This is a genomic window from Stenotrophomonas sp. G4, assembly GCF_003428825.1.
GTDB lineage: Bacteria > Pseudomonadota > Gammaproteobacteria > Xanthomonadales > Xanthomonadaceae > Stenotrophomonas > Stenotrophomonas indicatrix.
In genome coordinates this window covers 4,186,125-4,211,759 of record NZ_CP031741.1, presented here as the reverse complement: position 1 = coordinate 4,211,759, position 25,635 = coordinate 4,186,125, and the positions used below count along the sequence as shown (strand labels likewise).

Sequence of the window (25,635 nt, the reverse complement as noted above, 5' to 3'; positions counted from 1 at the left end):
TGCGTTCGTTTCCGGCTGCAGCATGACGACATGCCAAACCCGCATGAATCCTTCAGTCGCTTGTGCCGCAAGGGCTGGCGCCGGTTCATTCACGCACGTACACATGGGTGTAGCCCGCTCACAACGCATGGTTAACCCATCGCTGCCGACGATGGCCCCGTCCACCGCATTCCGCGCGTGGCATTTGGAGATCGGACATGGCACAGCAGAACCAGAACCCGAACCAGAAGCAGCAGGGCCAGCAGAACCAGCAGAACCAGCAGAACCAGCAGGATCAGCAGCAGGGGCGCGGCCGCGACCAGCAGCAGCAACAGCAGCAGGAACAGCAGAAGCGCAACCAGAACCAGCAGCAGGGCGGGCAGGACGAGGAAGAGTGATCCTGGCAGCCGCCATCCATCACCGACGAAGCCCCGCCCCGCGCGGGGCTTCGCTTATTCCAGCACGCCGATCCGCTGCAGCACCGGTGCTGCAGCCATGTCGTTGGGGTTGGTACCGGGCAGGCCCTGCGGCACCTCCATGCCCATGCCGCGATACAGATCAACCCAGTGCCGGGAGATCTCACCGGTCTGCGGGTTGCGGAAGTTCATCGGCTGCAGTGCGAACACATGGTGCGCACGGAACGCGCGCTCGATGAAATCCGAGCAGTAGTAGCTGTCGTCGTCCAACACGTAGGCAGTATTGTATGGTTTGCCCAGCATGGTGCGCGCGGTGGCGACGGCATCGGCGATGGCATTGTCCGGCGGCGCACGCAGGCGATAGACCACGATCTGCCGCTGCTTGCCTTTCGCGTCCTCGCGGAACTGTTCCAGCGTCTGCCGGCGCGAGCCTTTCTCATCGGCGTGCAGCACCTCCCAGCCCTGCGGTGCGGAAGCCACCAGCGCGACATGGTCGAAACTCGGCGCGCCTTGTTTTCCGGTCGCATCGTCGATGGCCGCACTCAGGCCGCCATGGCCGGCGGTGACGAACAGCAGGTCGCCGTCGCGGACGTCGACGCCCATCGCCATGGCTGGCCACAGGGCAGGCAGCAGCAGGCCGATCAGGAGCAGAAGGCGGCGCATGGGCATCTCGGACAGCAGGAAAACCGCGATTGTAGGCGGCAGGGTAGGATGGCGCGACCGAACCGGAATCAGGACGATCCCATGAAGCCCCGCCGTTCCCCTGTGCTGTTGGCACCCGTCCTTGGCCTTGTGTTGTCCGCCTGCACGCCTGCGCCGCAGCCCGCGCTGGCTGAAGCCCCGGCGCCTGCAGCGGCACCTGCCAGCACAGCGACGGCGGTGGAACCGGCGCCCGCACCCGCAGTAGCGACCGCAGCGTGCCCCCATGCCGCGTTCGATACTTTCCTGAAGCACTTCGGCAACGAGATCACCCTGCAGGAAAAGGCCACGGCCGATCCGCTGCTGGACAGCTACGTCGACGCCGGCGCCGAGCCTGAGCCGCGCACCGTACAACGCCCGCTGGCACTGGCCGATGTCGAATGGCCGGTGATGCCTGATCCGGCAGGGTTGGCCGGGCAGGGCCGGCAGATGCAGGTGACGGCCGTGGCTGACGGGCAGATGCAGGTGCAGATCCGCACACCGGACAGCAGCGACCAGCAGACCTATACCTTCGCGCAGAGGCCGTGCTGGACGCTGGTCAAGCGCGAAGACGAGTCGATCTGAGGCCCGATCGGGACAGGCGCGGGCCGTCGGCGGCTGCTAGGCTCCAGACACGTTCAAGGCACGGAGACGCCGATGCAGGCCCGCAGGATGCGCACCACCACCGTTACCCTGGTCATCGCCACGCTGTGGGCGATGACCACGTCCCTCGGCGCCCACGCGCAATCGCTGCACGCTGACGATCGCGCCTACTTTCCCAGCGCCGCCGCCGAACAGACGGCACGCATTGCCCTGGGCCAGCGCGTTGAGGCGTTGCAGGGCGCCACGGCGAGCGCGCCGGCCACGCGCTTCCGCCAGGCCGAAGCGTTGCAGGCACAGTGCGTACGCCACCATGCGTATCTGCATCTGCAGGCTGCCCGCAACGCACGCGATCGTCGCCCGGCGCAGGCGCTGGACCAGGTGATGGGGCTGTGCGGCCGTATCGCCCGCGCTGGCAGGGCCGCTCTGCGTGAGGCACCGGCGGATGCACCCTGGTTGGCGCCCTACCGGTTCCTGCGCGACCGTGCGCTGCAGGAAGGTGCGGCGCCGGCCAATGCGCAGCTGGATGATGCCGTGGATACGCTGGCCGACCCGGCGCTGGATACCTTCGCGCGCCTGCATCGGCAGATTTTCCACAGCGCCGCATTTCCACGCGTCGAGGGGGCTGGCCGCAGCTGGGATACCGGCGCCGACAAGCAGGCGCTGGCCCAGCACTCCGAACGTGCGCTGCGTGAGGCCGGCTGGAAGGGATACTGGCAGGGCCTGCAGTCGCGCCGCGAGCCGATGGCTTCAGTGCTGCTGGGCCTGGTGCAGGTGAATGACGCCGCCGCGCGCCTGCAGGGAGATGGCTCGGCCACCGCACGTGGCTACCGCCGCATGGGCATGGATGCGGCGACCGTCGACGCGACGCTGGCGGCGATCGAGCGCCACGCGGAAGACCGTCGTGCCTACCAGGACATGCTGCTGCAGCATGCCGGGCGCAGCGGCATCACGTCGCCGCAGATCTGGGATACCACCGTACCGGATGCCGGCTATACGCCACCGGTGCTGACGCTGGCGCAGCTGCGCGATACCGCCGCCGACGCCATGCAGCACCTGGGCCCGGAGTATGTCGCCGAGCTGCGCGCGCTGCTGGACCCTGCGCACAAGCGCATGGACCTGGCCACAGAACTGGGCAGCCGCAGCCAAGACGCATTCCATGTGTTCGCACCGGACACGCCGGCGCTGCTGTTCGTGGGGCTGCGCAGCGGGGAGCTGGAGAGCGACGTGGAGATCGCCCATGAAGCAGGTCACGCCATGCATGGGCAGTGGATGCTGCACGGGCATGCCTCGCCATTGCATCTCAATGGCAGTGCGTGGATGACCGAGGCCTTCGCCATCTACAACGAACTGCGTTTCCGTGACCAGCTGTACCAGCAGGCACAGGATCCTCGCGCCAAGGCGTACTACCTGAAATCGCTGCTGGATGACATGGTGATGCAGCTGTTCACCTCCTCCGAGGAAGCGCAGCTGGAGCAGTCGATCTACCAGGGCGTGGCGGGCAACACCCTGGGCACCGCCGACGATCTGGATGCGCTCACCGGCCGGGTGCTGGCGCGCTATGGCCAGCAACCGCAACGTTACCCGCAGCTGCGCAGTACCTGGGTCAGCAAGCGACTGATGTATGAGGACCCGCAGTACCTGGTCAACTACCTCTACGCCGGTCTGCTGGCGGTGCAGCTGTATGTGCAGGACCAGCAGGACCCGGAGGGTTTCCGCCAGCGCTATCTGACCGTGCTGGGCGAGGGCTTTGATCGCGCACCGCAGGAACAGGTGGCGCAGTTGCTGGGACATGCGCCGGACTGGCCGGCACTGGTCGACGCGGACCTGCAGGTGTTCGCGCAGAACGCTGCCCGGCTGCAGGCGCTGTATGCGCGGATAGAGGCTGGGCAGGGCACATGAGCCCGGTGCCGCAGGCGCGCGTTGCCAGGCCGTGGGCATGGCTTGCACTGCTGCTCTGCCTGCTGCCGCTGCTGGCGCTGGCGGCAGCCCCGGTCCCAGCGTTGAATGACCCGGTGGTGGACACCGCCAATGCGCTGTCCGCCAGCACCCGCGCCGCGCTGCGCGAGCAGGCATTGCAGCTGCAGGCACGCAAGGGCGCGCAGCTGCAGGTGCTGGTGGTGCCCAGCGTTGGCGAGGAAGGCATCGAAGCCTATGCGCAGCGGGTCTTCGACCAATGGCAGCTGGGCCGCGCCGGTGTCGATGACGGCGTGCTGCTGCTGGTGGCGGTGCAGGATCGGCGTGTACGCATCCAGACCGGCTATGGCCTGGAAGGCACCATTCCCGATGCCTATGCCGCGCGCATCATCGACAAGGCGATCGTGCCGCAGCTGCGCGAGGGAGACCTGGACCAGGGCGTGCTGGACGGCACCCACGTGCTGGTGGCGCTGGTCGACGGCGAGCAACTGCCGCCCTGGGAAGATACGTCGGCACGCAACGTGTTGCCCGCGGACTGGCGCACGGGGGATTCGGTCGTCGCGCTGACGTTGCTGGCGGGCTTCCTGGCCGGTCTGTGGCGATCGCCACCGCGTCTGCTGGCGACGAGGACCGAAGCTGATTTCATCGGTAACCGCCGCGAGCGGCGGCGCAAGGCACTGGCAGCCAATGCGGCGATGCCCAGGTCAACGTGGCCGACATTGCCTGCGTGGGGAAGGCCGCTGCTGGTGACGGCGGTGATCGCCGCGGGGGGGCTTTCTGCGTCGCTGCTGCTGCCGCGCCACGTGCTGCCGGCGTTGGTCTTCGTGCTGCTGCCCGCCGTACCGGTGGCAACCCTGCTGGGCTGGTGCTGGCGTCGCAGCGGCGGCGTACGCATCGTGCTGTACGGCATGCTGGCCGTCAGCACCGGCTTCTTCGCGGTGATGCTGGTGCGCGGCCAGTTGCCGCCCAGCCTTGCGCTGCACGCGCTGCTGAACCTGGCGGTCGGCATCGCCGCCATGCTGGTGTTCTTCCTGGTGCAGGCCGGCCGCGCGCGTTGGCGGAAGAACCGCAACAGCTTCGCCATCCGCCTGGTGGTGCTGGTGCTGCTGACCGGTGGCTATGCGCTGGGCGCGCTGCTGGCCATCGACCGTGCCGGCGACGAGAACGCCCGCGTGCTGGCGACGATCGTGTCCAGCATGGGCACGCTGTTCCTGTACTTCATCTGGGTGTTCACTCTGCTGCCCGGCGAAAAAGCCCGCGGCGGCCGGAGGTCGTCCAGAGGCTACCGCTCCTCGTCCAGCAGCTCCTCGTCCAGTTCGTCCTCGAGCAGTTCCAGCGACTGGTCCGGTGGTGGCGGCCGCAGCGGAGGCGGTGGCGCCTCGGGCAGCTGGTAGCTCAGGCCGCCTGTACCCGCCAGCCCAGCGCAGCATCGTGCAGTTCACCGCTGCCGCTCACATCACCCACCTGCAACTGCAGTCCCTGCGCATTGGGCAGGTCCCTCTGCTCGGGGAACCAACGGCGATCGGCAGCGACCACGATCAGCAGGCCCTCGTCATCGCCCATCGGCGCGAACTGGGGTGACGGCGGGCTGATCGGCCGCAGGCCGAAGCGTTGGCTGGCTTGTTCGCGCACCGCATCGACATCATGGCTGGGCAGGCCAACCTCGCTCAGGCAGGTCAGTTCGCTGCCATGGAAGGCGCCACTGCGGTCGCTGGCCGGCAAGCGCCTGCGGCCGATCAGTTCCAGGATCAGGCCATCGGGTCCGGTGAAATACACCGACTGCGACTGCCAGCTGCTTTCCAGTGCGAAGTAATCCAGTCCTTGCGGATTGCATTGCAACGGCGTGCGCGCACGCAGCCAGCTCATGGCCTCGGCGAAGCGGTTGTCCGGCACATTGAAGGCCAGGTGCACGCCGCCTACCGGACGGCCATTGGCCGGTTGCAGCTGGATCGTGCTCCAGCCAACGCGGACCTGGTCGCCGGCCACCTCCAGCTGCAGCACGTCGCGGAAGTACGCGGCAACGCTGGCGACATCGGATACCGGCAGAGAAAGATGCAACAGGCGCATGATCGATCCTCCGTGGAGCGTTGGGAGCAGTGTAGTCGCGCGCACCTTTGCGCCGCGTCATCACCTGTGCAACGAATCGTTGTTGCCAGCCCTGGCATCGAGCCGTGCTCGACTGTCTTCAGCGCAAGGCTTCCCCGAAAAAGCGCACCGCGTCTTCCACCGCCACGGCATGCGTCTGCTCCTTCGGTACCGCAGTCATGCACAGCGCCTGCAGCCGCTCATCTGCCAGCGGCGTGCAGGCAGACAGGAAATCGTAGTGGCCGACACCGGGCAGCGCGTGCAGCGTTGCTTTCGGAATCAGTGCCGCCGCCACATCACCGTTGGTCACTGGCGACGCCACCTCATCCGCTGAACCCAGCACGATCATCACCGGCTGCCGCAACGCCTTCAGCTGCTTCGGTGCAAACGCCTGCACGATGGCGGGCGCCAGCACGAACACCGCGCGCACGCCGGCAATCGAACGATCATCCTGCGCATGCTGCACGTACGGTTGCAGCTGTGGTGACGCCGCCGCAGCAAGACGCGCCGCCATCGTATGCGCGGCCGCTTCCTGCTGCGGCCTGCACACGCCGTCGTCCGGGTGCGCCTGGCAGAACGCCAGCAGCCGCGTCAGGTCCGGCCGTGCGCCGGCGCTGAGCAGTGCGGTGAAGCCGCCAGCGGAATAACCCACCACGCCCAGCCGCGACGCATCAACATGTGGCCCCAGCTGTGGGTCGGCCTGCACGGCCGCCAGCGCCGCCTTCAGGTCGTCGGCGCGCAGCCAGGTCAGCACGCTGCCGGCCAGCGTCATCTCATCGGCGCCGTTGTTGCCGGGGTGGTCCACGGCGATCACCAGGTAGCCAGACCGCGCCAGCGCGGTGCCCAGCCACCCCATCATGCGCGCGGTGCCGCCATTGCCATGCGACAGCAACAGGGTTGGCAGGCGCCCGCCGGCAATGGGGGCATCCTTCGCCGCGCGCCCCACCTCGAACAGCGGCGCATCCGGTGGCCCGATGGTCAGCGGCATTTCTTTGCTGCCTGGCATTGCCGGGTACCACACGGTGAAGCGCAGCACGTCGCGCCGAGCACCATCGCGGATCGCTGCGCTGTTCAGCGTTGTCACGCCATGACGTTCACCGGCAATGTTGGCAGTGGCCGCCATCGCCATCGGCGCCAGAGCAGCCAGCAGCAGGGTCAGCATCCATCGTGTCGCGCGCATCATCGGTTTCTCCGGGTCAGTCAGGACGGTGATCGACCGGCAGCCAGATCTCCACGCCGCCATGGCCGGTATGCTCGTCGAAGCGGGTGTCGTAGCGTTCAAGATCCGGCGCGTTGGCCAGGTGGAGGTCGCTTGCCGGCAGGTACTGGTCCAGCAGCCAGAACCAGGTCGAGCGGAGCGTGGAGATATGGCCGCCATGCCAGGCCACCAGGTAACGGCGCGCAGGCACATCCACCCGCTGCCAGTGTGCAGGCACCGATGGCAGTGCATGCACCGGCAAGGCTGCGATGTAGTCGAAGCCACCCTCGTCGTCGCTGTTGCAGCACACACCGAAACTGACCGGCGCCGGTGTTGGCCATTCGCGATTGAGCTGTGCCCACTGCCCGGGAATCGCACCGCCGCTGTCGCGACTGTGCCGCATGCCGATTCCGGCCACCTGGAAGGGCGTGCAGTCGATCAGCCTGGGCGCCTCGGTGCTGGCCTGTGGCGCGTCGTCGAGGCGGATCGCGTGCACCAGTGCCAGTTCCTGCAGGCCCCGCTCGCGCACGCGCTCCGGGGTCTGCCCGAACTGCTCGCAGAAGGCACGGGTGAACGCGGCATGCGTGCTGTAGCCGGCTGCCAACGCCACCTGCAGGATGTCGCCGGCACCGTTGGCCAGCTGCTGCGCGGCGGCGGTCAGGCGACGTCCGCGCAGGTAGCGCACCACCGAGGTGCCGGTGCGGGCCTGGAACAGGCGTGACAGGTGGAAGGGGGACAATCCGGCGGCTGCCGCGATGTCGGCCAGCGCCAGCGGCTTGTCGGCATGGCTTTCGATGTACCACAACGCTTTGCCGGCTGCGCTCATCGCGCTGTCCCTCGTTCGAATGCCGGGCAGCGTACCGGATCGACGCGGTGGGGCGCTTAGCAGTTCTTGCGGTGGCGGGACATCGATTCTGCAGCACTGCTGCAAAGCGCAGGCCTTAGCCCTGACGGGAACCCGCCCTTGCCCGCGCACTTCCGGCCGTGCCTGCCGGCGTCAACTGTCGTCTCCACGTCATCGCTGCTTCACATCCCGCCCCGAGACTGCGCGCCTTGTCCAGGTCCCACCTGGCCCTGTCGTGCCTTCCCGGAGTCCTGCCGTGCATCGTTCGAAGCTGTCGCGTTCCATCCTCCTCGCCCTTGGTCTGGTCAGCGCAGGAGGCGCGATCGCTGCAGAGGCCGGAACGGCAGGCACCAGCAGCAGTGGCAACGCCGCTGCGCCCACCCAGCTCGATGCGATGCTGGTCACCGGTACCCGTGCCTCCAACCGCACCCAGTTTGAAACCCTGGCGCCGGTGGACGTGTTCACCAAGCAGGACATCCAGTCGGTCGACTCCACCGACCTGAAGGACGTGCTGGCGCAGCTGGTGCCTTCGTTCGTGGTGCAGCGCCTGCCGATGGCCGATGGCCAGGTGTTCGTACGCCCAGCTACGCTGCGTGGCCTGTCGCCGGACCAGACGCTGGTGCTGGTCAACGGCCGCCGCTTCCATCGCAGTGCCTTGCTTGGCAACCGCGGCGCACAGGCCGCCGACCTGGCGCAGATTCCGACCAGCGCCATCAAGCGCATCGAAGTGCTGCGCGATGGCGCGTCGGCGCAGTACGGCTCGGATGCCATCGCCGGTGTCATCAACATCATCCTGGAGGACAGCCCGGGCACCGAGATCACTGCGGGCTATTCGCAGTACGCGCAGGGCGATGGCGGCTCGCGCGACTTCAGTGCGCGCACCGGCTGGGCGCTGGGCGACTACGGCAGCCTCGCCCTGTTCGCCGAATCGTCCAACTCCGATGCGACCTCACGCACGCGCCAGCGTCCCGACGCCATCGCCTTCCAGGCCGCGCATCCCGAACTGGACGTGCCCAACCCGGTGCAGCGCTGGGGCCAGCCGGAGCTGGAAAGCCGCCGCGTGGGCTTCAACCTGAAGGCCAATGCCAGCGACACCCTGGAGTTGTATGCCTTCGGCCTGTACAGCCACAGCGACGGCGTCAGCGATTTCAACTGGCGCAACCCCGATACCACCACCGGTGCGTACCGTACGACCAGCATCTTCCCGGGCTGGAACCTGCGCTCGCTGTATCCGTTGGGCTTCAGCCCGCAGTACGGCAACACCCAGAACGACCTGCAGCTGGTCGCGGGCCTGCGGGGTGAGATCACCCCTAGGCTGCGCTGGGACCTGAGCGCCTCGTATGGCCGCAATGCCATCGACTACAGCCTGGACAACTCCATCAACGCCTCGCTGGGCCCGGACAGCCCGACCTCCTTCGACCTCGGCCGGCTGACCCAGACCGAGAAGAACGCCAATGCGGACTTCAACTACGAATGGGACGTGGCTGCGCTGTCGAAACCGGTCAACGTCGCCTTCGGTGCCGAGTTCCGCCAGGAGACCTACCAGGTGCGCGCCGGCGACCCGGCCTCGTATGCGGTCGGCCGTGGCGCTGCGGCGGGCCTGGAAGCCAATTCCAATGGCGCGCCGGGCTTCTCGGCCAGCCAGGCCGGGCAGTGGAGCCAGCGCAGCAAGGCCGCCTACGTGGACATGGAAGTGCCGCTGGGCGAGCGCTGGAGCATCGGCGCGGCCGGTCGCTATGAAGACTTCTCCAGCTTCGGCAGCACGGTGGATGGCAAGCTGTCGGCACGTTTTGCGATCACCCCGGACGTGGCGCTGCGCGGCACGCTCTCCACCGGCTTCCGCGCGCCCACGCCGGCCCAGCTCAACACCACCAGCACCACCCAGGGCCTGGACACGCGCACGCTGCAGATCTTCACCAGCGGCCGCCTGTCGCCCAGCGATCCGTTGGCGCAGCTGCTGGGTGCCAAGCCGCTCACCCCGGAAGAATCGCGCACGGCCTCGCTGGGCCTGACCTGGCGCACCGAGCTGGGCCTGTCCGGGTCGGTCGATGTCTACCGGATCACGCTCAGCGACCGCTTCAGCCAGTCGGCCAGCTTCGCCATTCCGGCCGGCACACCGAACCCGCTGGGCTATACCTCGGTGAACTACTTCACCAACGATTTCGACACCACCACCACCGGCGTGGATGTGGTCGGCAACTACCTGCGCGACCTCGGCGCAGGGCGGATGACGCTGACCCTGGCATATAACTACAACCAGACCCGCGTCGATAACGGCAGCACCTCGGTGGCCACCAACGAAACCCAGCGCGTGCTGTTCGAAGACCGCCTGCCCGAGCACAAGGGCAGCTTCACCGGCAGCTGGGACGTCGGTGCCTGGTCGTTGATGGCACGCGTGCGTTATTACGGCAAGTGGACCGACTCCACCGGCAATGCCACCGGCGACATCTACCAGCAGTTCGGTGCGATGACCTTCCTCGACCTGGCCGTGGGCTATCGCATCAACGAACACCACATCCTGCGCGTGGGTGCCGACAACGTGTTCGACCGCTACCCGGACGAAGCCACCTTCCAGGCCAGCCGTGGCCTGATCTATTCGCGCAACGCGCCGTACGACACCGACGGCGCCAACGTGTACGCGCAGTACCGGCTGAGCTTCTGATGGACCGCAGCCGCCGCTCCCTGCTGCGCGCAGGTGCGCTGCTGCCGGCCAGTGCGGCGCTTGCCGCGCTGGCTGCTCCGGCAGCCGCGCGCTACGCTGTGCCGATGGACATTCCTGCACCTTCCACGACGCCGGATGTGCTGGCCCGTGACGAGTCGTACTGGTCCGCCGTCGCCAGCCACTTCGACATCACCGATGAAGTGAACCACCTGGAGAACGGCTACTGGGGCGCGATGGGCAAGCAGACCCTGGCCAGCTACCAGCGGCATACCGCCGAAGTGAACCGGGGCAATGCCTGGTACGGTCGCCACGCGTTCCCGGCGCAGTACCTGGCCGTGCATCGGCAGGTGGCCGACATGCTTGGCGTCGGCGCCGACGAGATCGCGCTGACCCGTGGCGCCACCGAAGCGATGCTCGCGCTGATCGGCGGCTACAACCGGTTGGCCGCGGGCGACCAGGTGCTGTACGCCGACATCGACTACGACAGCATGATCAACGCGATGCGCTGGCTGCAGCTGCGTCGTGGCGTGCAGGTCGAGCGCATCGCACTGCCGGTGGTGCCCACCCATGAGCAGATCCTGCAGGCCTACGATGAGGCGTTCGCGCGCCTGCCGCGCCTGAAACTGGTACTGCTGACCCAGGTCAGCCACCGCCATGGGCTGGTGCTGCCGGTGGCCGAGCTCGCCGAGCGTGCGCGTGCGCGCGGCATCGATGTGATTGTCGATGCCGCACATGGCTTTGGCCAGATCGACTACGCGGTGCCGGACCTGAAGGCCGATTTCGTTGGCATCAACCTGCACAAGTGGATCGGCGCACCGGTGGGCGTGGGCGCGATGTACGTGCGCAAAGGACGCGTGGCCGACCTGGATCCGTACATGGGTGAGACCGACGACGGCCGCGTGGGCAGTCGCGTGCACACCGGCACGGTCAACTTCGCCGCCTATCTGGCGCTGCCGGAGGCCATCGCGCTGCATCAGCGCATCGGCGCAGCGAACAAGCAGGCGCGGCTGCGCTACCTGCGTGAGCGTTGGACGGTGGCGGCGCGGCAGATGGCGCATATCGAGGTGCTGTCGTCGCCGGATCCGGCGCTGGCCAGTGCACTGGCCAGCTTCCGCCTGCGTGGCCATGCCTCGGTGGAAGACAACCTGGCGCTGCAGAAACGGCTGCTGGATGAACACCGGATATTCACCACCCATCGCGATGGCCTGGACTCCGGCGCCTGTGTGCGGGTGACACCATCGGTGTTCACCCGCCCCGCGCAGATGGATGCGCTGGTGCAGGCGTTGGCCGCGCTGGGGTAGTGCCGGCCGCTGGCCGACAACCTCATGACCGTAGTGTGCATGTTGCCGGCCAGCGGCCGGCACTACCAGGCGCAACACCCATCCACGCATGGCGTGAACGGAACGGGACCAGTAGATCCACGCCATGCGTGGATGTCCTTCCACTAGCGGTCAATCGCCGGCAACGCATCGGACAACAGCAACCGATCGATCCGCCGCAGCGCGTTTTCCAGTTGCCGCCGGTCCGCAGCCAATCCCAACGACAGCCGCACCCCGCTCGCGAATGGCGCGCCCGGCGGACAGAACGCCGATGAAGGCGCGATCGCCAAGCCCTGCAGCTGCGCCGTACGCACCAGCGTGGCGTCGGTCCACGGCGCTGGCACCCGGCACCACGCATGCAGCCCATCGGCGCGCTCCAGCAACGAGGGTGCCAGCAGATACCGCGCCATCCGCGTGCGCTCGCGCGCTTCCTCGCGCACCTGCGCCAGCAGCGCCTGCGCCGAGCCATCCAGCAGCAGCTGGCTGGCCAGTGCGGATACCAGCGGGTGACCCATCAACCGCGTGGCACGCAGTGCGGTGGCCATCGCCTCGGCATGGGCGGCGCCCGGGCATTGCACGAACGCGGTACGCAGGCCAGGGCTGATCACCTTTGAAAGCGTGGCGACATGGAACACGTGTCGCGGTGCCAGCGTCGCCAGCGGAATGGGCGCGGTGACGGCCAGGTGCCAGTACGGATCGTCCTCGATCGCCAGCAGGCCTTCGCGCTCCAGCACCCGCGCCAGCGCTTCGCGCCGCGTGGTGGGCACGGTCAGCGCCGTCGGGTTCTGGCAGGTGGGGTTGAGGTAGACCAATCGCGCGCCACATTCCCGCGCCCGGCGGGCCAGCGCCTCCGGGCACATGCCGTGTTCGTCGCCCTCCACCGTGACCAGCCGCCGTCCCAGCGCGGCGGCGGCCTGCAGCAGACCCGGATACACCAACCGGTCGCAGAGGATCGAATCGCCCTCGCGCCCCTGGCTGAGCAGGATCGCCGCCAGCGCCACCTGTGCGCCTTCGGTCAGCAGCAGGCGAGCATCGTCCACCGTGCCCAGCATCGGCTGCAGCCAGCGCGCCGCCGCGTGGCGATCGGTCGGGTTGCCACCGCCCAGGTGATAGGTCATCAGGTTCGGCGCATTGCTGCGCGCAAGCACCGCCGCCGCGCCTCGACGCAGCATTTCCGCCAGTGCATCGGCGTCGGGTACCGGTGGCACGTTCATGCTGAGATCGACGGCCTGGTCAAAGCCCGCCTTGGGCGGCGCGATGAAGCTGCCCTGTGGCCCGCGTGCTTCGATCAGCCCACGCTTGCGTGCTTCATCGAAGGCGCGGGTCACCGTGGTCAGATCCACGCCGAGCTGCTGCGCCAACGCGCGCTGCGAGGGCAGCCGTTGCCCGGGCGCAAGGCCACCGCGATTGATGGTGCGTTCCAGCGTGTTGACGATGCGCAGGTAGATCGGGCCGCTGTGCACGTGCACGTCCTGCACCCAGCCCAGCCCTGCAACGCCAGGCCCTGCGACATCGGGTCGCGGCATGTACGGAGGATGTCGGGGCGTATCGTTGCTTCCAACGGCGGGAGCCTGTCCATAACCATCGGTCGGTTCGGACAGGTGACCGCCGTTGTTGTTTGTGGCGGCTGCGCCGGCCACCGTCGGTGATGTCATCGCGTGTCCTCAGCGCTGGGCCTGCCAGGGGCAGTAGCAGCCCACGGCAAGCAGTCCTTTCGGGCGCACGGTTTCCCCGCGCACCAGTTTGTCCAGCAACGGTTCGACGAAGCTGTTGGCCGAATTGCAGACCATGCCGATGCTGTAAGGGCCGGCATAGGCCAGGTGGCCGTGGCGGTCCCAGATCGCCACCGCCGGGCTGGCCGGAATGTTCCCGATGCCGTCGATGGTCGGCAGGGTGATCACCTTGCTGCGCAGCGGCTCGGGCAGTTCACCCTGGGTGCCGGGGCGGCGGATGGCATAGAAGTCGATGCCGGCGCGGCGATACATGCTGATCAGGTAACTCAGGTGCGCACCGGTTTCGCGGTTGCACACGCCGCAGGCCGGGTCCCAGAAATGCACCACGCGGATGCGGCCGGTGTCGCCGGCCAGTTCCGCCGGCAACCGCAGCTGCGAGTCATCGAAGACGATGGCCTGTTCGGCAAACGTGGACTGCTCGCCATAGCCGAAGTACTGCCACAGTGCCGCCGCCACGCCGGCCATGAACAGGCAGGCGAGGGCGATCATCACCGGCAGCATCGAACGGCGTGGACGCGGCGCCGCTGCGCCCATCAGGAGCCGTCCGCGCCGAACTTGTGCACGTACTGCTTGCGCATCTCGCGGCAGGAGTCGGCCTGGGCGCGGCGCTGGATCTCGCTGCGCGCCGCGTCCTCGCTGCGTTGCAGGCACTGTTCAATGGCGTGGCGTTCGGCGGCCTGCACATCCACGGTCTGCGGTTGCAGGCAGACCCAGGCCAGGGCGGCCAGCATCAGCACGACGAACCCGCCGCAGCCGGCCATCACCAGGTGGAACTTCAGTTTGTCGGCGGCCATCTTCGGCATATCCTTCGTCCATACATTGCATACAAGATATCATCTTGTATGGGTATGGCCCACGGGATGGCTCAGACGATCGCCGAATGCCGCGCGTCGGGCGCCTCGGACAGGATCTCGTTCAGCTTGGCCAGCGCGCCGGCCAGTGCCTCCTGGTCCACAGCACCGCCCAGCGACAGCCGGATGGCGTTGCCCGGTGGCGGTTCCTCCACGCTGAACGCGTCGGAGCTGGCAATGCCCAGGCCCTGTTCCTGTGCCGCCTGGATCAGCCGGTACTGGTCCAGCCGTGGCGGCAACGGCAGCCACACATGCAGGCCGGCCGGGTGGGCCTGGCGGCGGGCGGGCAGGTAGCGGGCAGCAATGGCCTGGCGCTCGCGCAGTTCCTGCTGGAAGCGCTGCACCATCGCCTGCGCCTGGCCGGTGCGGATCCAGTGCGAGGCCACGGCCACCATCGACTGGGTGGGCATCAGCGCGATCGCACGCAGGGCGTCCAGCACCGGCTCCATCGGCTCGCCGCCCGGCACCACCAGGTAGGCCGTGCGCAGGCCGGGGGCCAGGCACTTGGACAGGGTGGAGATGTAGTAGACCGGGCAGCCACCGTCGGCCAGCGCGGCCAGCGGCGGGGCGGCATCGCCGGCCAGCAGCCAGTAGGGATCGTCCTCGACCACGGTCAGTTCGTGCCGCCTTGCCACCGCCAGCAGGGCCTGCCGGCGCTGCGCCGACATCGTCGCCGTGGTCGGGTTCTGGATGGTCGGCACCAGGTACAGCAGGCGCGGCCGGCGCTGCTGGCAGGCTTCGTCCAGGGCATCGGGCAGCATGCCCTCGGCGTCCATCGCCACCGGCACCACGCCCCGCTGCAGCACGCGCGCAGCGGCCAGCAGGCCCGGATAGGTCAGTTGCTCGGCGGCGATCAGTTCGCCCGGCTGGGTGCGGGCCAGGATCAGTGCGCACAGCGCAGTCTGCGCGCCGGGGCAGATCACCACCCGCTCGGCGCCCACCGGGCCGAGCACCGGCGCCAGCCATTGCACGGCCGCAGCGCGGTCGTCGCGGCTGCCGGCACCGACGTGGTAGCTCATCAGCTCGCCCTGGCCCAGCTGCTGGCCCAGGTGCTGGAAACCGGCCTCCATGCCCTGTGCGAACGGCGCGCTGCCGAGCAGCGGCGGGATGTTCATGCTCAAGTCGACCGAGGTGCTGCGGTTGCCGGCGGACATCGCAATGAAGGTGCCGCCCGCGCCCTGCGCGTCCAGCAGGCCGGCCTGGCGCAGTTCGGCGAAGGCGCGGGTGACCGTGGTCAGGTCCACCCCCACCTGCTGGGCCAGGTCGCGCTGCGGCGGCAGGCGATCGCCCGGGCGCAGCACGCCATCGTCCACCGCCTCGCGCACCTGCTGGGCGATCTGCAGGTACAGCGGTCCTGCGCCCTCACGGAAGGGGCGGACCCAGGTCCGGTTGGGGTGTTTCAGGCGGCGGCCGGCAGCAGGAGGCGTCATCGGTCGGATTTTTCCATACGTGCAGATGCACAAGTCCATACAATGCTTTATCTTGTATGGGCTTGATTGGAGTGGCCCGCCTGTTTGTAGGCGACCTCGTACCCACAGTGTAGCCGCTCCACGCCCGGGCGCTGCGCGCAGGCGAGCCGGTCAAGCGCGCATCTTCAACAGGGTTGACCACCAATGAATATCTGCTGGAACCGCATCCGCCTGGCGCTGGTCGCCCTGGCCTGCATCGCCCTGACGGGCTGCGATTGGGTGCTGCTGGATTCGAAGGGCATGGTCGGGATCGCACAGCGCGACCTGATCCTGATCTGCATCGGCCTGATGCTGATCGTCGTCGTGCCGGCCATTGTGCTGACCTTCGTGTTCGCCTGGCGCTTCCGCGCCGGCAATACCAAGGCGAAGTACACGCCGGACTGGTCGCACTCCACCAAGGTGGAAGTGGTGGTCTGGGGCGTGCCGTTGCTGATCATCGCGGTGCTGGCGGTGATCGTGTGGAAGTCCACCCACGAGCTCGATCCGTATAAGCCGCTGGACGTGGTCGGCGAACCGCTGCACGTGGACGTGATCGCCACCGACTGGAAGTGGGTGTTCGTGTACCCGGACCTGGGCATCGCCACCGTCAACCAGCTCAACTTCCCGGCCAACCGCGCGCTGGCGTTCAACATCACCTCCAACTCGACGATGAACACCTTTTTCATCCCGCAGCTGGGTGGACAGATCTACGCGATGGCCGGCATGCGCACGCAGCTGCACCTGATCGCCAACGAACCCGGCCAGTTCCGTGGCATGTCCGGCAACTACAGCGGCCATGGCTTCTCGAACATGAAGTTCATCGCCACCGCCAGCAGCAACGAAGACTTCGATCGCTGGGTGGCCGAGGTGCGCAGCGCGCCGGATGCACTCAGCTTCAAGCAGTTCAAGGCGCTGGCCGCACCGTCGAAGAACGCGCCGGTGCAGCACTTCTCCAGCGTCGAACCGCTGCTGTTCAAGAAGGTCATCGACCAGTTCATCGGCGTCGGTGAGAACACCGCTGCTGCAACCCCGGCGGGCGCTGCCGGCGGTGCCCAGGTTTCCCAGGAGTAACGAACATGTTGGGTAAATTGACGTGGGAGGCCGTGCCGCTGCACGAGCCGATCGTCGTGGTCACGTTGGCGGCCATGGTGCTGGGCGGCCTCGCGCTGCTCGGCGCGGTGAGCTATTTCAAGCTGTGGGGCGTGCTCTGGCGCGACTGGTTCACCACGGTGGACCACAAGAAGATCGGCATCATGTACGTGGTCGTCGCGCTGGTCATGCTGGTGCGCGGCTTCGCCGATGCACTGATGATGCGCGCACAGCTGGCGGCGGCCGGGCCGGGCAGCGATGGCTTCCTGCCACCGGAACACTACGACCAGATCTTCACCGCGCACGGCGTGATCATGATCTTCTTCGTGGCTACCCCGTTCGTGGTCGGCCTGATGAACATCATCGTGCCGCTGCAGATCGGCGCGCGCGACATGGCGTTCCCGTTCCTCAACGCCTTCAGCTTCTGGATCTTCGTGGTCGGCGCTGCGCTGATGATGATCTCGCTGGGTGTTGGCGAATTCGCGATGACCGGCTGGGTCGCCTATCCGCCGCTGTCGGGCATCGAGTTCAGTCCCGGGGTCGGTGTCGATTACTACATCTGGGCGTTGCAGGCCTCCGGCATCGGTACCCTGCTGACCGGCGTCAACCTGTTCATCACCATCCTGCGCATGCGTGCGCCGGGCATGACCCTGATGAAGATGCCGGTGTTCACCTGGACCGTGCTGGTCACCAGCGTGATCATCATCGCCGCCTTCCCGATCCTGACCGTGGCCCTGGGTGCGCTCACCCTGGACCGCTACCTGGACTTCAACTTCTACACCAACACGTTGGGTGGCAACCCGATGATGTACGTGAACCTGGTGTGGGCCTGGGGCCACCCGGAGGTGTACATCCTGGTGCTGCCGGCGTTCGGCATCTTCTCTGAAGTGACCGCCACGTTCTCGCGCAAGAAGCTGTTCGGCTACAAGTCGATGGTCGGCGCCACCCTGGCGATCGGCATCCTGTCCTTCATCGTCTGGCTGCACCACTTCTTCACCATGGGCTCCGGTGCCAGCGTCAATGCCTTCTTCGGCATCATGACGATGATCATCGCCATCCCCACCGGCGTGAAGATCTTCACCTGGCTGTTCACCATGTACGGCGGCCGCGTGGAGTTCAACGTGCCGATGCTGTGGACCATCGCCTTCCTGGTCACCTTCACCATCGGTGGCATGACCGGCGTGCTGCTGGCCATCCCGGGCGCGGACTTCCTGCTGCACAACAGCCTGTTCCTGGTCGCGCACTTCCACAACACCATCATCGGCGGTGCGCTGTTCGGCTACCTGGCCGGCTTCGTCTACTGGTTCCCGAAGGTGTTCGGCTTCACCCTCAACGAGCGCCTGGGCAAGTGGTCCTTCGCCTGCTGGGTGATCGGCTTCTACCTGGCCTTCATGCCGCTGTACATGCTGGGCTTCATGGGCATGACCCGGCGCATGAACCAGTACGACAACCCGGCGTGGACGCCGTACCTGATCGCCGCCTTCATCGGTGCGCTGTTCGTGTTCGCGGGCATCATCCTGATGCTGGTGCAGATCTACGTCAGCGTGCGCGACCGCAAGCGCAACCTCGACCTCACCGGCGACCCGTGGAATGCACGCACGCTGGAATGGGCCACGCCGTCGCCGCCGCCGTTCTACAACTTCGCCGTGGTGCCCAAGGCCGATGAGCTGGACGCCTTCCACGAAGCGAAGAAGCGCGGCCTGCCGCCGCCGCCGAAGAAGTACGCACCGATCCACATGCCGAAGAACACCGGTGTGCCGCTGATCCTCAACGTCTGGATCCTGGTGCTGTGCTTCGCCCTGGTGTGGCACATCTGGTGGATGGCCGGTGCCAGCTTCATCGCGATGATCGTCACCCTGATCGCGCGCTCCTACAACGAGGACGTGGATTACTACGTCAGCTCCGAAGAGGTGGCGCGTACCGAAGCGGCCAACCACGCCAAGCTGCAGGAGGCAGGCGCATGAACCTGTTGACCCGTCCGCAACTGGACAGCGATGTGCTGGTCCACGACGACCATCACGAGCACGATCCCGCCCACGAACAGGGCGGCATGAAGGTGTTCGGCATGTGGGTGTACCTCATGTCCGACCTGGTGCTGTTCGGCTCGCTGTTCGCCTCGTACGCGGTGCTCAGCACCGCCTACGCCGGCGGCCCGACCGGCAAGGAACTGTTCTCGCTGCCGTTCGTGATGGCCGAGACCTTCATCCTGCTGGTGTCCAGCATCACCTATGGCCAGGCCGTGCTGGCCATGCATCGCCTGGACCAGGCGGCGGTGCTGCGCTGGCTGGGCGTGACCTTCGTGCTCGGTGCCTCGTTCATCGGCATGGAGCTGTACGAGTTCTCGCACCTCATCCATGAAGGCGCCGGCCCCAGCACCAGTGCCTACCTGTCGGCGTTCTTCGCCCTGGTTGCCACCCACGGCCTGCACGTGGCCAGCGGCCTGATCTGGATGGCGGTGGTGATGCACCAGGTGTATCGCCGCGGCCTCACCCCGACCAACATCACCCGCGTGTCCTGCCTGAGCCTGTTCTGGCACTTCCTGGACCTGGTCTGGATCTGCGTCTTCACCTTCGTCTACCTGATCGGAGCCTTCTGACATGGCCCACGTCGAAACCTCGCGCGCCGGCAATGCGCACGGTTCCACCAAGTCCTACCTGATCGGCTTCGTGCTGTGCGCGCTGCTGACGGTGGTGCCGTTCGCGCTGGTGATGAACCCGGTGCTGTCGCGGCCGGTCACCCTGTTCCTGCTGGTCGGCTTCGCGGTCGCGCAGATCCTGGTGCAGCTGGTGTACTTCCTGCACATGGACCGCAAGTCCGAAGGTGGCTGGAACCTCGCCAGCTTCGTGTTCACCCTGGTGATCCTGTTCATCGTGGTCGCGTTGTCGATCTGGATCATCTGGAGCATGCACTACCACATGATGATCAACTGACCGTGGCCGGGGCGATCGGCAAGGAGTGCGCGATCGCCCTGGCACCTCAGCCCTCTCTCCCCCCCAGGGCAGGCCTGACCGAGACCGCGCCCACCTCGTGTTGGTGGTACCCGTGATGCGTGTTGCTTCCGTTGTTCGTTCCCTGCGCCTGCCGCTGCTTGCCGCAGGCCTCGCACTCGGTCTGCTGGCCGGCTGCAGCGCGCAGTCGCGCATGGATTTCCATTCCAAGGACATCGCCTGCGAGGAGCTGGGCCAGCACTGGACCATGCCTGACAGCGCCGGCACCCTGCGTGGCCCGAAGGACCTGCAGGGGCAGGTGACCTACCTGTTCTTCGGCTTCACCAGCTGCCCGGACGTGTGCCCGACCACGATGGTCGAACTGAGCCAGGTCAAGCACCTGATGGGCAAGGATGCCGACCAGTTGCAGGTGGTGTTCGTCAGCGTGGATCCGGCGCGCGACACCCCCGAAGTCGCGCACACCTATGTGCACGCGTTCGACCCGAAGGCGATGGCACTGGTCGGTGACGAGGCACAGCTCTCGGCGATGGCCAGCGACTTCAAGGCGTTCTACGAGAAAGAGCCCGGACAGCTGCCGGACACCTACACGATGAGCCACATCGCTGGCGGCTACGTGTTCGACCGACAGGGCCGCCTGCGCCTGTTCGCGCCCTACGGCATGCCGGTGGAGCAGCTGTTCTCGGACGTGCAGCGGTTGCTGCTGGAGCCGGAACATCCGGCCGCAGGCAGTGAAGCGCTGGCGGCATGCAAGCAGCCACACAGCGCGAGCGTTGCCGCACGCTGAACGATGCATCGCCCTGGTAGGTGTTGATCTTGGTCGACACGCGATGAGTGAATCTGGCGGGTGCCATTGGATTGTGGTGGGTGCCGATCGTTGGTCGGCACGCCCTCCCGCTCGCCAATCCCCCGGCCGGCCAGGAGAGCCAACCGGCCGGGGGCACCACGCAACGCCCTAGATCACTTCTTCTCTTCCCACTGCACCACGTCCGGCTCGGCTGCGCGCACGCCCGCAGTCGACAGCAGCCGGGTACTCGCATCCAGCGCCGCGTTCACCGACGGGTATTCCACGATGGCCAGACCGGCAGCCCTGGACACCTTCACCACGGTGCCGCCCGTGGCCTTTGCCGCGCGCTGTGCAGATGCCGCATCGGTAAAGAACACCTTCACCCGCGAGGTCGCCACCACCGGCGCACCATCGTGGGACACCGCAGCGGCGAACTTGCCGGCGCCGGCATCAGCGCCAGCTGCTGCCGCGCCATCCAGCGAACGCTTGCTGCGCGAGCTGGTGGTGGCCGCTGCCTGCGGCGTGATCCGGAACTGGCCGCCCGCAGCCTGCTGCACCGTGGTCGACGGGGACAGCTGGAAACGCGTGCCGCCCACGTCGAACGAACGGCCGGTGGCCGAAGCTTTCAGCTCCTGCGCATCCACGGTGGACAGGCTCCGTGCCGGTGGGGTCTGCCCCGAGCTCTGTGCCCAGGCAGGGGAGGTCATCGCCGCGAAGGCGAGCGTGCTCAACAGAATGGTCGTTTTCATCATCAGTGCCCCAGAACGCGGATCTTGAAGAATTCGAGGTTGCCGCGCGATGCAGCATTCGCGGCCTGCCCCATGTCGGTCACTTCCAGCGTCCAGGTGCCGGTGGCACTTTCATCCAGGAAGGCATTGCTGGACAGCAGATCCCAGTTGGTGAAGTTGCGCTGCACGCCATTGGTACCCGAACCGATGGCGGTGAAGGCCGGCTGCACCACGCTGCGCGTACCACTGGGCGAAACAAGCACGAACTGCAGCTGGCGGGTATTGCTGTGGTTCACCCGGAAGCCCAGCTGCACCGACTCGATGTTGCGTGCGCCATTGGCCAGCTGGAAGGTCAACCGCGCGGCGGCGGCGGAGGTGTTGCCGATGGCCACCGTGCGCGTGGTGGTGCGCCAGCCCGTATCCAGCAGCGGGCCCAACGACTGGAAGTTCTCGGCGACCTGCACGGCGCGCGCCGCGTTGACCACACCGAAGCCGTACCAGTTGCTGTAAGCGCGGTTGGCTGCATTCACCGTCCAGCCCGGCACCAGCGTGCGGCCGTCGGCCAGCGTCACCGCCGGCTGGTTCGGATGGTTGCGGGTGGCCGTCGTGGCGAGGATGTACTTCACATCGCGGTAGGACAGGTTCGGGTTGGCCTCCAGCACCAGCGCCGCCACGCCCGACACCATCGGCGCCGACGCCGACGTACCGTTCATCTTCGCGGTGTAGTTGCAGGTGCTGTCGATCGCCGACAGGTTGCTGTCCAGCGTGTTCTGGCGGTTGGTGTTCTTGTTGCTGCCCTGCGTGCAGCCGGTCACGTCGGTGGTGACGATGGCCGGATCGTACGCACGTGCCACCAGGTTCGGGGCGTACTGCGCCTGCAGGCCGTACTCGCCACCAAAGGCCGACACCCACAGTGCCGAACCGGTGGACGAGTACGACGAACGCACGCCATCGGCGCGCACTGCACCCACGGTGATCACGTTGAACAGGTTGTTGCGTGGATCGCGGCCAGCCGGCACACAGCCGGTGTTGCGGTTCTTGGTATCGGTGGTGCAGACGTCCTGGGTCTGGCTGATCGAGGCGTTGTTGAAGTTGTTGCCGGCTGACTTCACGTAGATGCCGCCGCGGCCACCGCGCGTGCCCGACAGTGCCTGCTCGTACGAACTCACCGTGTTCTGGCTGTAGGCCACGGGCAGGTTGGGGTTGCCCGGGCCAGCGCCCCAGCTGTTGTTGAACACCTGAACATCGGCCGACTCGGCGCCATCCCACCAGGCGTATTCGATGTTGCTCTGCTGGTTGCCCTGCGCATTGGAGGCCAGCACGTTGAAGCCCTTCAGCGTTGCCGCCGGGGCCACGCCACGCACGCCCAGGTTGTTGGCGCCCACTGCACCGGCGATGCCGCCCACCATCGTGCCGTGGTTGTCGGCATCGGGATTGGACGGCGTGGGATTGTTGGAGCCGTTGGCGAAGTTCTTGCCCGCCACCGCCGCCACGTTCGCGGCCAGGTCCGGGTGGGCGATCTGCAGGCCGTCATCGACGATGCCGATCACCACGCCCTGGCCACGGATGCCATTGCGGAACAGGCCATCGACGTTGAGATCGTTGCCGGCCACCGGCAGCGTATCGGCCGGCACCGTCTGCCCGGTATTGAGCAGATGCCACTGAATACCCGCCAGTGGGTCGGCCTGTTGCGCCTGGGCGGTAACGGTCAGGCTGCCCAGTACCAGGGCAGTGGCCAGGGCCAGGCGCGCAGAGCGCGGTGGCGCGGAGCGTTGCGTGTGTCGCTTCATACACGAATCCTTCTGTTGTGAATCGGCATGGCAGGACGGCGGGGCGGATCTGCCCCATCGCAACGAGCCAAACGCGACACAACGAACAACCCCCTACCTGTTGACGGAGGCGATCTGCAGATGTGCAAAGCGCGTCACAAACACTTATTCCGCCCGGTAATGACGACTACGCCGCTATGGCATGTGCTTCGGCCGGCGCCGACCGTAGGCTGTCACCGCGCATCCACGCACGGCACGGATCCAACGGGCGCCGTCGCACTCCCTCCCGCCCCCCTGTGCTACTACAGGCCGTGCACCCTTCCCGTCCCGGAGCACGACCATGGTCAACCCCGTCGCCCAGGCCCACCGCGGCCTCGGCACAACACTCTTCAGCCTGTTGAATCCGATACCGTTCGGCTTCTTCGTGGCCGGCCTCATCTTCGACATCCTCTACCTCAACACCGCTGAAGTGATGTGGGGCAAGTCGGCGGCGTGGCTGATCACCTTCGGCCTGCTGATCGCCATCCTGCCGCGGCTGATCAACCTGTTCGCGGTCTGGCGCCGCAACGGCACCGCCACCGGCGCCGACCGACTGGACTTCCTGCTCAACCTGGTCGCCATCGTGCTGGCCGTCTGGAACGCCTTCGTGCACAGCCGCGACGCCTATGCGGCGGCCGTCCCGGGCACCATCCTCTCCGCGCTGACGGTGGCACTGATCGCGCTCGGCTTCATCGTGCTTTCGCTGCAGCAGCCGGTGCTGCAAGGAGCCCGTCATGGCTAAGCGCTTCCTGTCCGCCGTGGGCGTGCTTTCGCTGGCATTGGCGCTGGCCGCGTGTGCCGGCAAGGCCGAGTACCACCCGGCCGACCAGTCCGGCGCGCAACCGCCGTTGCCCAAACCCGAGAACTACCTGTTGCCGCCGATGCAGGTGCCCAAGGGCGTGGGCTGGGCCGAGGGCCAGGCACCGTCGGTGGCCGACGGCCTGAAGATCGAACGCATCGCTGCCAACCTGCAGCACCCGCGCCGGCTGCTGTCGCTGCCCAATGGTGATGTGCTGGTAGTGGAAGGCAACGGTCCCGGCGAAGAGCCGGTCACCACGCCCAAGCAGTGGATCGCCGGCAAGGTGAAGGCGCGCTCGGGCAAGGCCGGCAAGGGCGGCAACCGGGTCACGTTGCTGCGGCGCACGCCGGGCACCGGCACCTGGACCCAGCACGTGTACATCGAAAACCTGCACTCGCCGTTCGGCATCCAGCTGATCGGTGACACGCTGTATGTGGCCAACACCGGCAACATCATGAAATACCACTACGTGCCGGGCGAAACCCGCATGTCCGACAAGGGCAGCGAGTTCACCGACCTGCCCAGCACCATCAACCACCACTGGACCAAGGAACTGCTGGCCAGCCGCGACGGCAGCAAGCTGTACGTGGGCGTGGGCTCCAACAGCAACATCACCGAGAACGGCCTGGCCGTCGAGTACCGCCGTGCGGTGGTGCTGGAAGTGGACGTGGCCACCAGCGGCAGCCGCATCTACGCCTCGGGCCTGCGCAACCCCACCGGCCTGGACTGGGAGCCGAGCACCGGCAAGCTGTGGGCGGTGGTGAACGAACGCGACGAGATCGGTGCCGACCTGGTGCCCGATTACCTCACCTCGGTGCAGGAGCACGGCTTCTACGGCTGGCCCTACAGCTACTACGGCCAGCATGTGGACGAGCGCGTGCAGCCGCAGCGGCCGGACCTGGTGGCCAAGGCAATCCGCCCGGACTTCGCCATCGGCTCGCACGTGGCACCGCTGGGCCTGCTGTTCTACACCGGCCAGGCGTTGCCGGCGAAGTACCACGGCGGTGCCTTCATCGGCGAGCACGGCAGCTGGGACCGCTCGCCATTGAGCGGCTACGAAGTGGTGTACGTGCCGTTCAAGGACGGCAAGCCGGCCGGCCGCCCGGAAGCGGTGGTGAGCGGGTTCGCGTCCAAGGATGAGAAGACGCTGATGGGCGCGCCGGTGGGCATGGCCATCGATGCGGAGGGCGCGCTGCTGGTCGCCGATGATGTCGGCGACGTGGTGTGGCGGGTGTCGACGAAGTAGGGCGGACCTGCGCTACTGTACTGCGGTGCCGCTGCCGGCGGCATCGCCTCGGTCTTCATGGCCCACCTGAGGAGACACAAGGATGTACCGACGGATCGTGCTGGCTACCGCTGCGCTCATCTTCCCGGTTGCTGCGGTTGCTGTCGAAGCCGCGCATTGGCAGGGCAGCTACTCCAATGTCTGCATGCATCCCGAATCGGGTGACCTGCTCGGCCATGCGCTGTCCTTCATCCCCTATGCGGGAGGGACGGCGGTGCTGCTGCAGCGGTTCGAAGGGGAAGCGTTGGCCCCGCAGCTGCTGATCCTGCGTGAGCAGGACGGCATCATCACCGCCTCTGCAGCGGAGGGCATGCCGCCGGTCATCCGCCTGACGCGCGAGCACACCCGGTTGCGCATCCGTTACCTGGACGGCCAGCAGGATTCACCGGAAGGCAGCCTGCGGCCCATCGCCGCGTCGCTGTGGACGGGCGCGCGATTCCCCGATTGCAGATGAGATGCAGGGG

24 protein-coding genes are annotated in these 25,635 nt (G+C 67.1%); 14 read left to right on the top strand and 10 right to left on the bottom strand.

Features of this window, described 5'->3' with window-relative positions:
* Window positions 1-197: 197 nt before the first annotated feature.
* A complete protein-coding gene (locus tag D0Y85_RS19315; RefSeq protein WP_117311659.1) occupies window positions 198-377 on the top strand; it encodes a hypothetical protein in 180 nt (59 codons plus the stop codon).
* Between the two features lie 54 nt (window positions 378-431).
* Here D0Y85_RS19315 and D0Y85_RS19310 read toward each other — a convergent pair whose 3' ends face one another.
* A complete protein-coding gene (locus tag D0Y85_RS19310; protein WP_117311996.1) occupies window positions 432-1,058 on the bottom strand; it encodes a YiiX/YebB-like N1pC/P60 family cysteine hydrolase in 627 nt (208 codons plus the stop codon).
* 81 nt (window positions 1,059-1,139) lie between these two features.
* Here D0Y85_RS19310 and D0Y85_RS19305 point away from each other — a divergent pair, with 81 nt between their 5' ends.
* The 3 genes from D0Y85_RS19305 (at window position 1,140) to D0Y85_RS19295 (ending at window position 4,984) form a co-directional block, all read left to right on the top strand.
* Window positions 1,140-1,658: a hypothetical protein gene (locus D0Y85_RS19305; protein ID WP_117311658.1), complete on the top strand. Its 519-nt coding sequence runs from the start codon at window positions 1,140-1,142 to the stop codon at window positions 1,656-1,658.
* Window positions 1,659-1,730: 72 nt separating this feature from the next.
* Entirely contained in the window at window positions 1,731-3,575 is a 1,845-nt protein-coding gene (locus tag D0Y85_RS19300) for a M3 family metallopeptidase (RefSeq protein ID WP_117311657.1), read from the top strand.
* The gene (locus D0Y85_RS19295; protein WP_117311656.1) at window positions 3,572-4,984 is read left to right on the top strand and encodes a TPM domain-containing protein; all 1,413 of its coding nucleotides are present in this window, start codon (window positions 3,572-3,574) and stop codon (window positions 4,982-4,984) included. The genes D0Y85_RS19300 and D0Y85_RS19295 overlap by 4 nt, the downstream gene beginning before the upstream one ends.
* Window position 4,985: 1 nt before the next feature.
* Here the strand turns inward: D0Y85_RS19295 and D0Y85_RS19290 are convergent, their stop codons facing one another.
* The 3 genes from D0Y85_RS19290 to D0Y85_RS19280 form a co-directional block, all read right to left on the bottom strand.
* Window positions 4,986-5,657 carry a VOC family protein gene (locus tag D0Y85_RS19290; RefSeq protein WP_117311655.1) on the bottom strand — a complete coding sequence of 224 codons (672 nt, stop codon included), beginning with the start codon at window positions 5,655-5,657 and terminating at the stop codon, window positions 4,986-4,988.
* Between the two features lie 118 nt (window positions 5,658-5,775).
* Window positions 5,776-6,855 (bottom strand): alpha/beta fold hydrolase, encoded by a 1,080-nt coding sequence (locus D0Y85_RS19285; protein ID WP_117311995.1) that lies wholly within the window; start codon window positions 6,853-6,855, stop codon window positions 5,776-5,778.
* Between the two features lie 16 nt (window positions 6,856-6,871).
* Window positions 6,872-7,699 (bottom strand): AraC family transcriptional regulator, encoded by an 828-nt coding sequence (locus tag D0Y85_RS19280; RefSeq protein ID WP_117311654.1) that lies wholly within the window; start codon window positions 7,697-7,699, stop codon window positions 6,872-6,874.
* Window positions 7,700-7,973: 274 nt separating this feature from the next.
* Between D0Y85_RS19280 and D0Y85_RS19275 the strand changes: the two genes are divergently transcribed.
* Both D0Y85_RS19275 and D0Y85_RS19270 read left to right on the top strand, forming a co-directional pair.
* Entirely contained in the window at window positions 7,974-10,379 is a 2,406-nt protein-coding gene (locus D0Y85_RS19275; protein ID WP_117311653.1) for a TonB-dependent receptor, read from the top strand.
* Window positions 10,379-11,680, top strand: coding sequence for an aminotransferase class V-fold PLP-dependent enzyme (locus D0Y85_RS19270; protein WP_117311652.1), 1,302 nt, complete (start codon window positions 10,379-10,381; stop codon window positions 11,678-11,680). The genes D0Y85_RS19275 and D0Y85_RS19270 overlap by 1 nt, the downstream gene beginning before the upstream one ends.
* Window positions 11,681-11,823: 143 nt before the next feature.
* Here D0Y85_RS19270 and D0Y85_RS19265 read toward each other — a convergent pair whose 3' ends face one another.
* The 4 genes from D0Y85_RS19265 to D0Y85_RS19250 all read right to left on the bottom strand — a co-directional run bounded on the left by D0Y85_RS19265 (window position 11,824) and on the right by D0Y85_RS19250 (window position 15,712).
* Window positions 11,824-13,353 (bottom strand): PLP-dependent aminotransferase family protein, encoded by a 1,530-nt coding sequence (locus tag D0Y85_RS19265; RefSeq protein WP_117311651.1) that lies wholly within the window; start codon window positions 13,351-13,353, stop codon window positions 11,824-11,826.
* 9 nt (window positions 13,354-13,362) lie between these two features.
* Window positions 13,363-13,965: a DUF6436 domain-containing protein gene (locus D0Y85_RS19260; RefSeq protein WP_117311650.1), complete on the bottom strand. Its 603-nt coding sequence runs from the start codon at window positions 13,963-13,965 to the stop codon at window positions 13,363-13,365.
* The gene (locus tag D0Y85_RS19255) at window positions 13,965-14,225 is read right to left on the bottom strand and encodes a hypothetical protein (protein WP_025877432.1); all 261 of its coding nucleotides are present in this window, start codon (window positions 14,223-14,225) and stop codon (window positions 13,965-13,967) included. The genes D0Y85_RS19260 and D0Y85_RS19255 overlap by 1 nt, the downstream gene beginning before the upstream one ends.
* Window positions 14,226-14,296: 71 nt before the next feature.
* Window positions 14,297-15,712 carry a PLP-dependent aminotransferase family protein gene (locus D0Y85_RS19250; RefSeq protein WP_025877430.1) on the bottom strand — a complete coding sequence of 472 codons (1,416 nt, stop codon included), beginning with the start codon at window positions 15,710-15,712 and terminating at the stop codon, window positions 14,297-14,299.
* 183 nt (window positions 15,713-15,895) lie between these two features.
* On the opposite strand from D0Y85_RS19250, the gene cyoA reads away from it, so the two are divergent.
* The 5 genes from cyoA (at window position 15,896) to D0Y85_RS19225 (ending at window position 20,551) form a co-directional block, all read left to right on the top strand.
* Window positions 15,896-16,801 (top strand): ubiquinol oxidase subunit II, encoded by a 906-nt coding sequence (gene cyoA / locus D0Y85_RS19245; RefSeq protein WP_117311649.1) that lies wholly within the window; start codon window positions 15,896-15,898, stop codon window positions 16,799-16,801.
* Between the two features lie 5 nt (window positions 16,802-16,806).
* On the top strand, window positions 16,807-18,783 hold the full coding sequence (gene cyoB / locus D0Y85_RS19240; RefSeq protein WP_117311648.1) for a cytochrome o ubiquinol oxidase subunit I: 1,977 nt from the start codon (window positions 16,807-16,809) through the stop codon (window positions 18,781-18,783).
* Window positions 18,780-19,415 carry a cytochrome o ubiquinol oxidase subunit III gene (cyoC, locus tag D0Y85_RS19235; protein WP_117311647.1) on the top strand — a complete coding sequence of 212 codons (636 nt, stop codon included), beginning with the start codon at window positions 18,780-18,782 and terminating at the stop codon, window positions 19,413-19,415. The genes cyoB and cyoC overlap by 4 nt, the downstream gene beginning before the upstream one ends.
* Before the next feature lies 1 nt (window position 19,416).
* Window positions 19,417-19,749, top strand: coding sequence for a cytochrome o ubiquinol oxidase subunit IV (cyoD, locus tag D0Y85_RS19230; protein WP_025877422.1), 333 nt, complete (start codon window positions 19,417-19,419; stop codon window positions 19,747-19,749).
* 115 nt (window positions 19,750-19,864) lie between these two features.
* Window positions 19,865-20,551 (top strand): SCO family protein, encoded by a 687-nt coding sequence (locus D0Y85_RS19225; RefSeq protein WP_117311646.1) that lies wholly within the window; start codon window positions 19,865-19,867, stop codon window positions 20,549-20,551.
* Window positions 20,552-20,724: 173 nt separating this feature from the next.
* Here the strand turns inward: D0Y85_RS19225 and D0Y85_RS19220 are convergent, their stop codons facing one another.
* Together D0Y85_RS19220 and D0Y85_RS19215 are read right to left on the bottom strand one after the other, a co-directional pair.
* Window positions 20,725-21,303 (bottom strand): DNA breaking-rejoining protein, encoded by a 579-nt coding sequence (locus tag D0Y85_RS19220; RefSeq protein WP_117311645.1) that lies wholly within the window; start codon window positions 21,301-21,303, stop codon window positions 20,725-20,727.
* The gene (locus D0Y85_RS19215) at window positions 21,303-23,069 is read right to left on the bottom strand and encodes a S8 family serine peptidase (protein WP_117311644.1); all 1,767 of its coding nucleotides are present in this window, start codon (window positions 23,067-23,069) and stop codon (window positions 21,303-21,305) included. The genes D0Y85_RS19220 and D0Y85_RS19215 overlap by 1 nt, the downstream gene beginning before the upstream one ends.
* Before the next feature lie 319 nt (window positions 23,070-23,388).
* Here D0Y85_RS19215 and D0Y85_RS19210 point away from each other — a divergent pair, with 319 nt between their 5' ends.
* The 3 genes from D0Y85_RS19210 to D0Y85_RS19200 all read left to right on the top strand — a co-directional run bounded on the left by D0Y85_RS19210 (window position 23,389) and on the right by D0Y85_RS19200 (window position 25,625).
* A complete protein-coding gene (locus D0Y85_RS19210) occupies window positions 23,389-23,829 on the top strand; it encodes a DUF2231 domain-containing protein (RefSeq protein WP_049466392.1) in 441 nt (146 codons plus the stop codon).
* A complete protein-coding gene (locus D0Y85_RS19205) occupies window positions 23,822-25,132 on the top strand; it encodes a sorbosone dehydrogenase family protein (protein WP_117311643.1) in 1,311 nt (436 codons plus the stop codon). Before D0Y85_RS19210 ends, D0Y85_RS19205 begins: the two co-directional genes overlap by 8 nt.
* 82 nt (window positions 25,133-25,214) lie before the next feature.
* A complete protein-coding gene (locus D0Y85_RS19200) occupies window positions 25,215-25,625 on the top strand; it encodes a hypothetical protein (protein WP_117311642.1) in 411 nt (136 codons plus the stop codon).
* Window positions 25,626-25,635 lie beyond the last annotated feature (10 nt).

What these genes read in the sequence shown, in the direction of transcription:
- D0Y85_RS19315 (WP_117311659.1), top strand. Translation starts at nt 198, where the DNA reads ATGGCACAGCAGAACCAGAACCCGAACCAGAAGCAGCAGGGCCAGCAG.
- D0Y85_RS19310 (WP_117311996.1), bottom strand. Translation starts at nt 1,058, where the DNA reads ATGCGCCGCCTTCTGCTCCTGATCGGCCTGCTGCTGCCTGCCCTGTGG.
- D0Y85_RS19305 (WP_117311658.1), top strand. Translation starts at nt 1,140, where the DNA reads ATGAAGCCCCGCCGTTCCCCTGTGCTGTTGGCACCCGTCCTTGGCCTT.
- D0Y85_RS19300 (WP_117311657.1), top strand. Translation starts at nt 1,731, where the DNA reads ATGCAGGCCCGCAGGATGCGCACCACCACCGTTACCCTGGTCATCGCC.
- D0Y85_RS19295 (WP_117311656.1), top strand. Translation starts at nt 3,572, where the DNA reads ATGAGCCCGGTGCCGCAGGCGCGCGTTGCCAGGCCGTGGGCATGGCTT.
- D0Y85_RS19290 (WP_117311655.1), bottom strand. Translation starts at nt 5,657, where the DNA reads ATGCGCCTGTTGCATCTTTCTCTGCCGGTATCCGATGTCGCCAGCGTT.
- D0Y85_RS19285 (WP_117311995.1), bottom strand. Translation starts at nt 6,855, where the DNA reads ATGCGCGCGACACGATGGATGCTGACCCTGCTGCTGGCTGCTCTGGCG.
- D0Y85_RS19280 (WP_117311654.1), bottom strand. Translation starts at nt 7,699, where the DNA reads ATGAGCGCAGCCGGCAAAGCGTTGTGGTACATCGAAAGCCATGCCGAC.
- D0Y85_RS19270 (WP_117311652.1), top strand. Translation starts at nt 10,379, where the DNA reads ATGGACCGCAGCCGCCGCTCCCTGCTGCGCGCAGGTGCGCTGCTGCCG.
- D0Y85_RS19265 (WP_117311651.1), bottom strand. Translation starts at nt 13,353, where the DNA reads ATGACATCACCGACGGTGGCCGGCGCAGCCGCCACAAACAACAACGGC.
- D0Y85_RS19260 (WP_117311650.1), bottom strand. Translation starts at nt 13,965, where the DNA reads ATGGGCGCAGCGGCGCCGCGTCCACGCCGTTCGATGCTGCCGGTGATG.
- D0Y85_RS19255 (WP_025877432.1), bottom strand. Translation starts at nt 14,225, where the DNA reads ATGGCCGCCGACAAACTGAAGTTCCACCTGGTGATGGCCGGCTGCGGC.
- D0Y85_RS19250 (WP_025877430.1), bottom strand. Translation starts at nt 15,712, where the DNA reads ATGACGCCTCCTGCTGCCGGCCGCCGCCTGAAACACCCCAACCGGACC.
- cyoA (WP_117311649.1), top strand. Translation starts at nt 15,896, where the DNA reads ATGAATATCTGCTGGAACCGCATCCGCCTGGCGCTGGTCGCCCTGGCC.
- cyoB (WP_117311648.1), top strand. Translation starts at nt 16,807, where the DNA reads ATGTTGGGTAAATTGACGTGGGAGGCCGTGCCGCTGCACGAGCCGATC.
- cyoC (WP_117311647.1), top strand. Translation starts at nt 18,780, where the DNA reads ATGAACCTGTTGACCCGTCCGCAACTGGACAGCGATGTGCTGGTCCAC.
- cyoD (WP_025877422.1), top strand. Translation starts at nt 19,417, where the DNA reads ATGGCCCACGTCGAAACCTCGCGCGCCGGCAATGCGCACGGTTCCACC.
- D0Y85_RS19225 (WP_117311646.1), top strand. Translation starts at nt 19,865, where the DNA reads ATGCGTGTTGCTTCCGTTGTTCGTTCCCTGCGCCTGCCGCTGCTTGCC.
- D0Y85_RS19220 (WP_117311645.1), bottom strand. Translation starts at nt 21,303, where the DNA reads ATGATGAAAACGACCATTCTGTTGAGCACGCTCGCCTTCGCGGCGATG.
- D0Y85_RS19215 (WP_117311644.1), bottom strand. Translation starts at nt 23,069, where the DNA reads ATGAAGCGACACACGCAACGCTCCGCGCCACCGCGCTCTGCGCGCCTG.
- D0Y85_RS19210 (WP_049466392.1), top strand. Translation starts at nt 23,389, where the DNA reads ATGGTCAACCCCGTCGCCCAGGCCCACCGCGGCCTCGGCACAACACTC.
- D0Y85_RS19205 (WP_117311643.1), top strand. Translation starts at nt 23,822, where the DNA reads ATGGCTAAGCGCTTCCTGTCCGCCGTGGGCGTGCTTTCGCTGGCATTG.
- D0Y85_RS19200 (WP_117311642.1), top strand. Translation starts at nt 25,215, where the DNA reads ATGTACCGACGGATCGTGCTGGCTACCGCTGCGCTCATCTTCCCGGTT.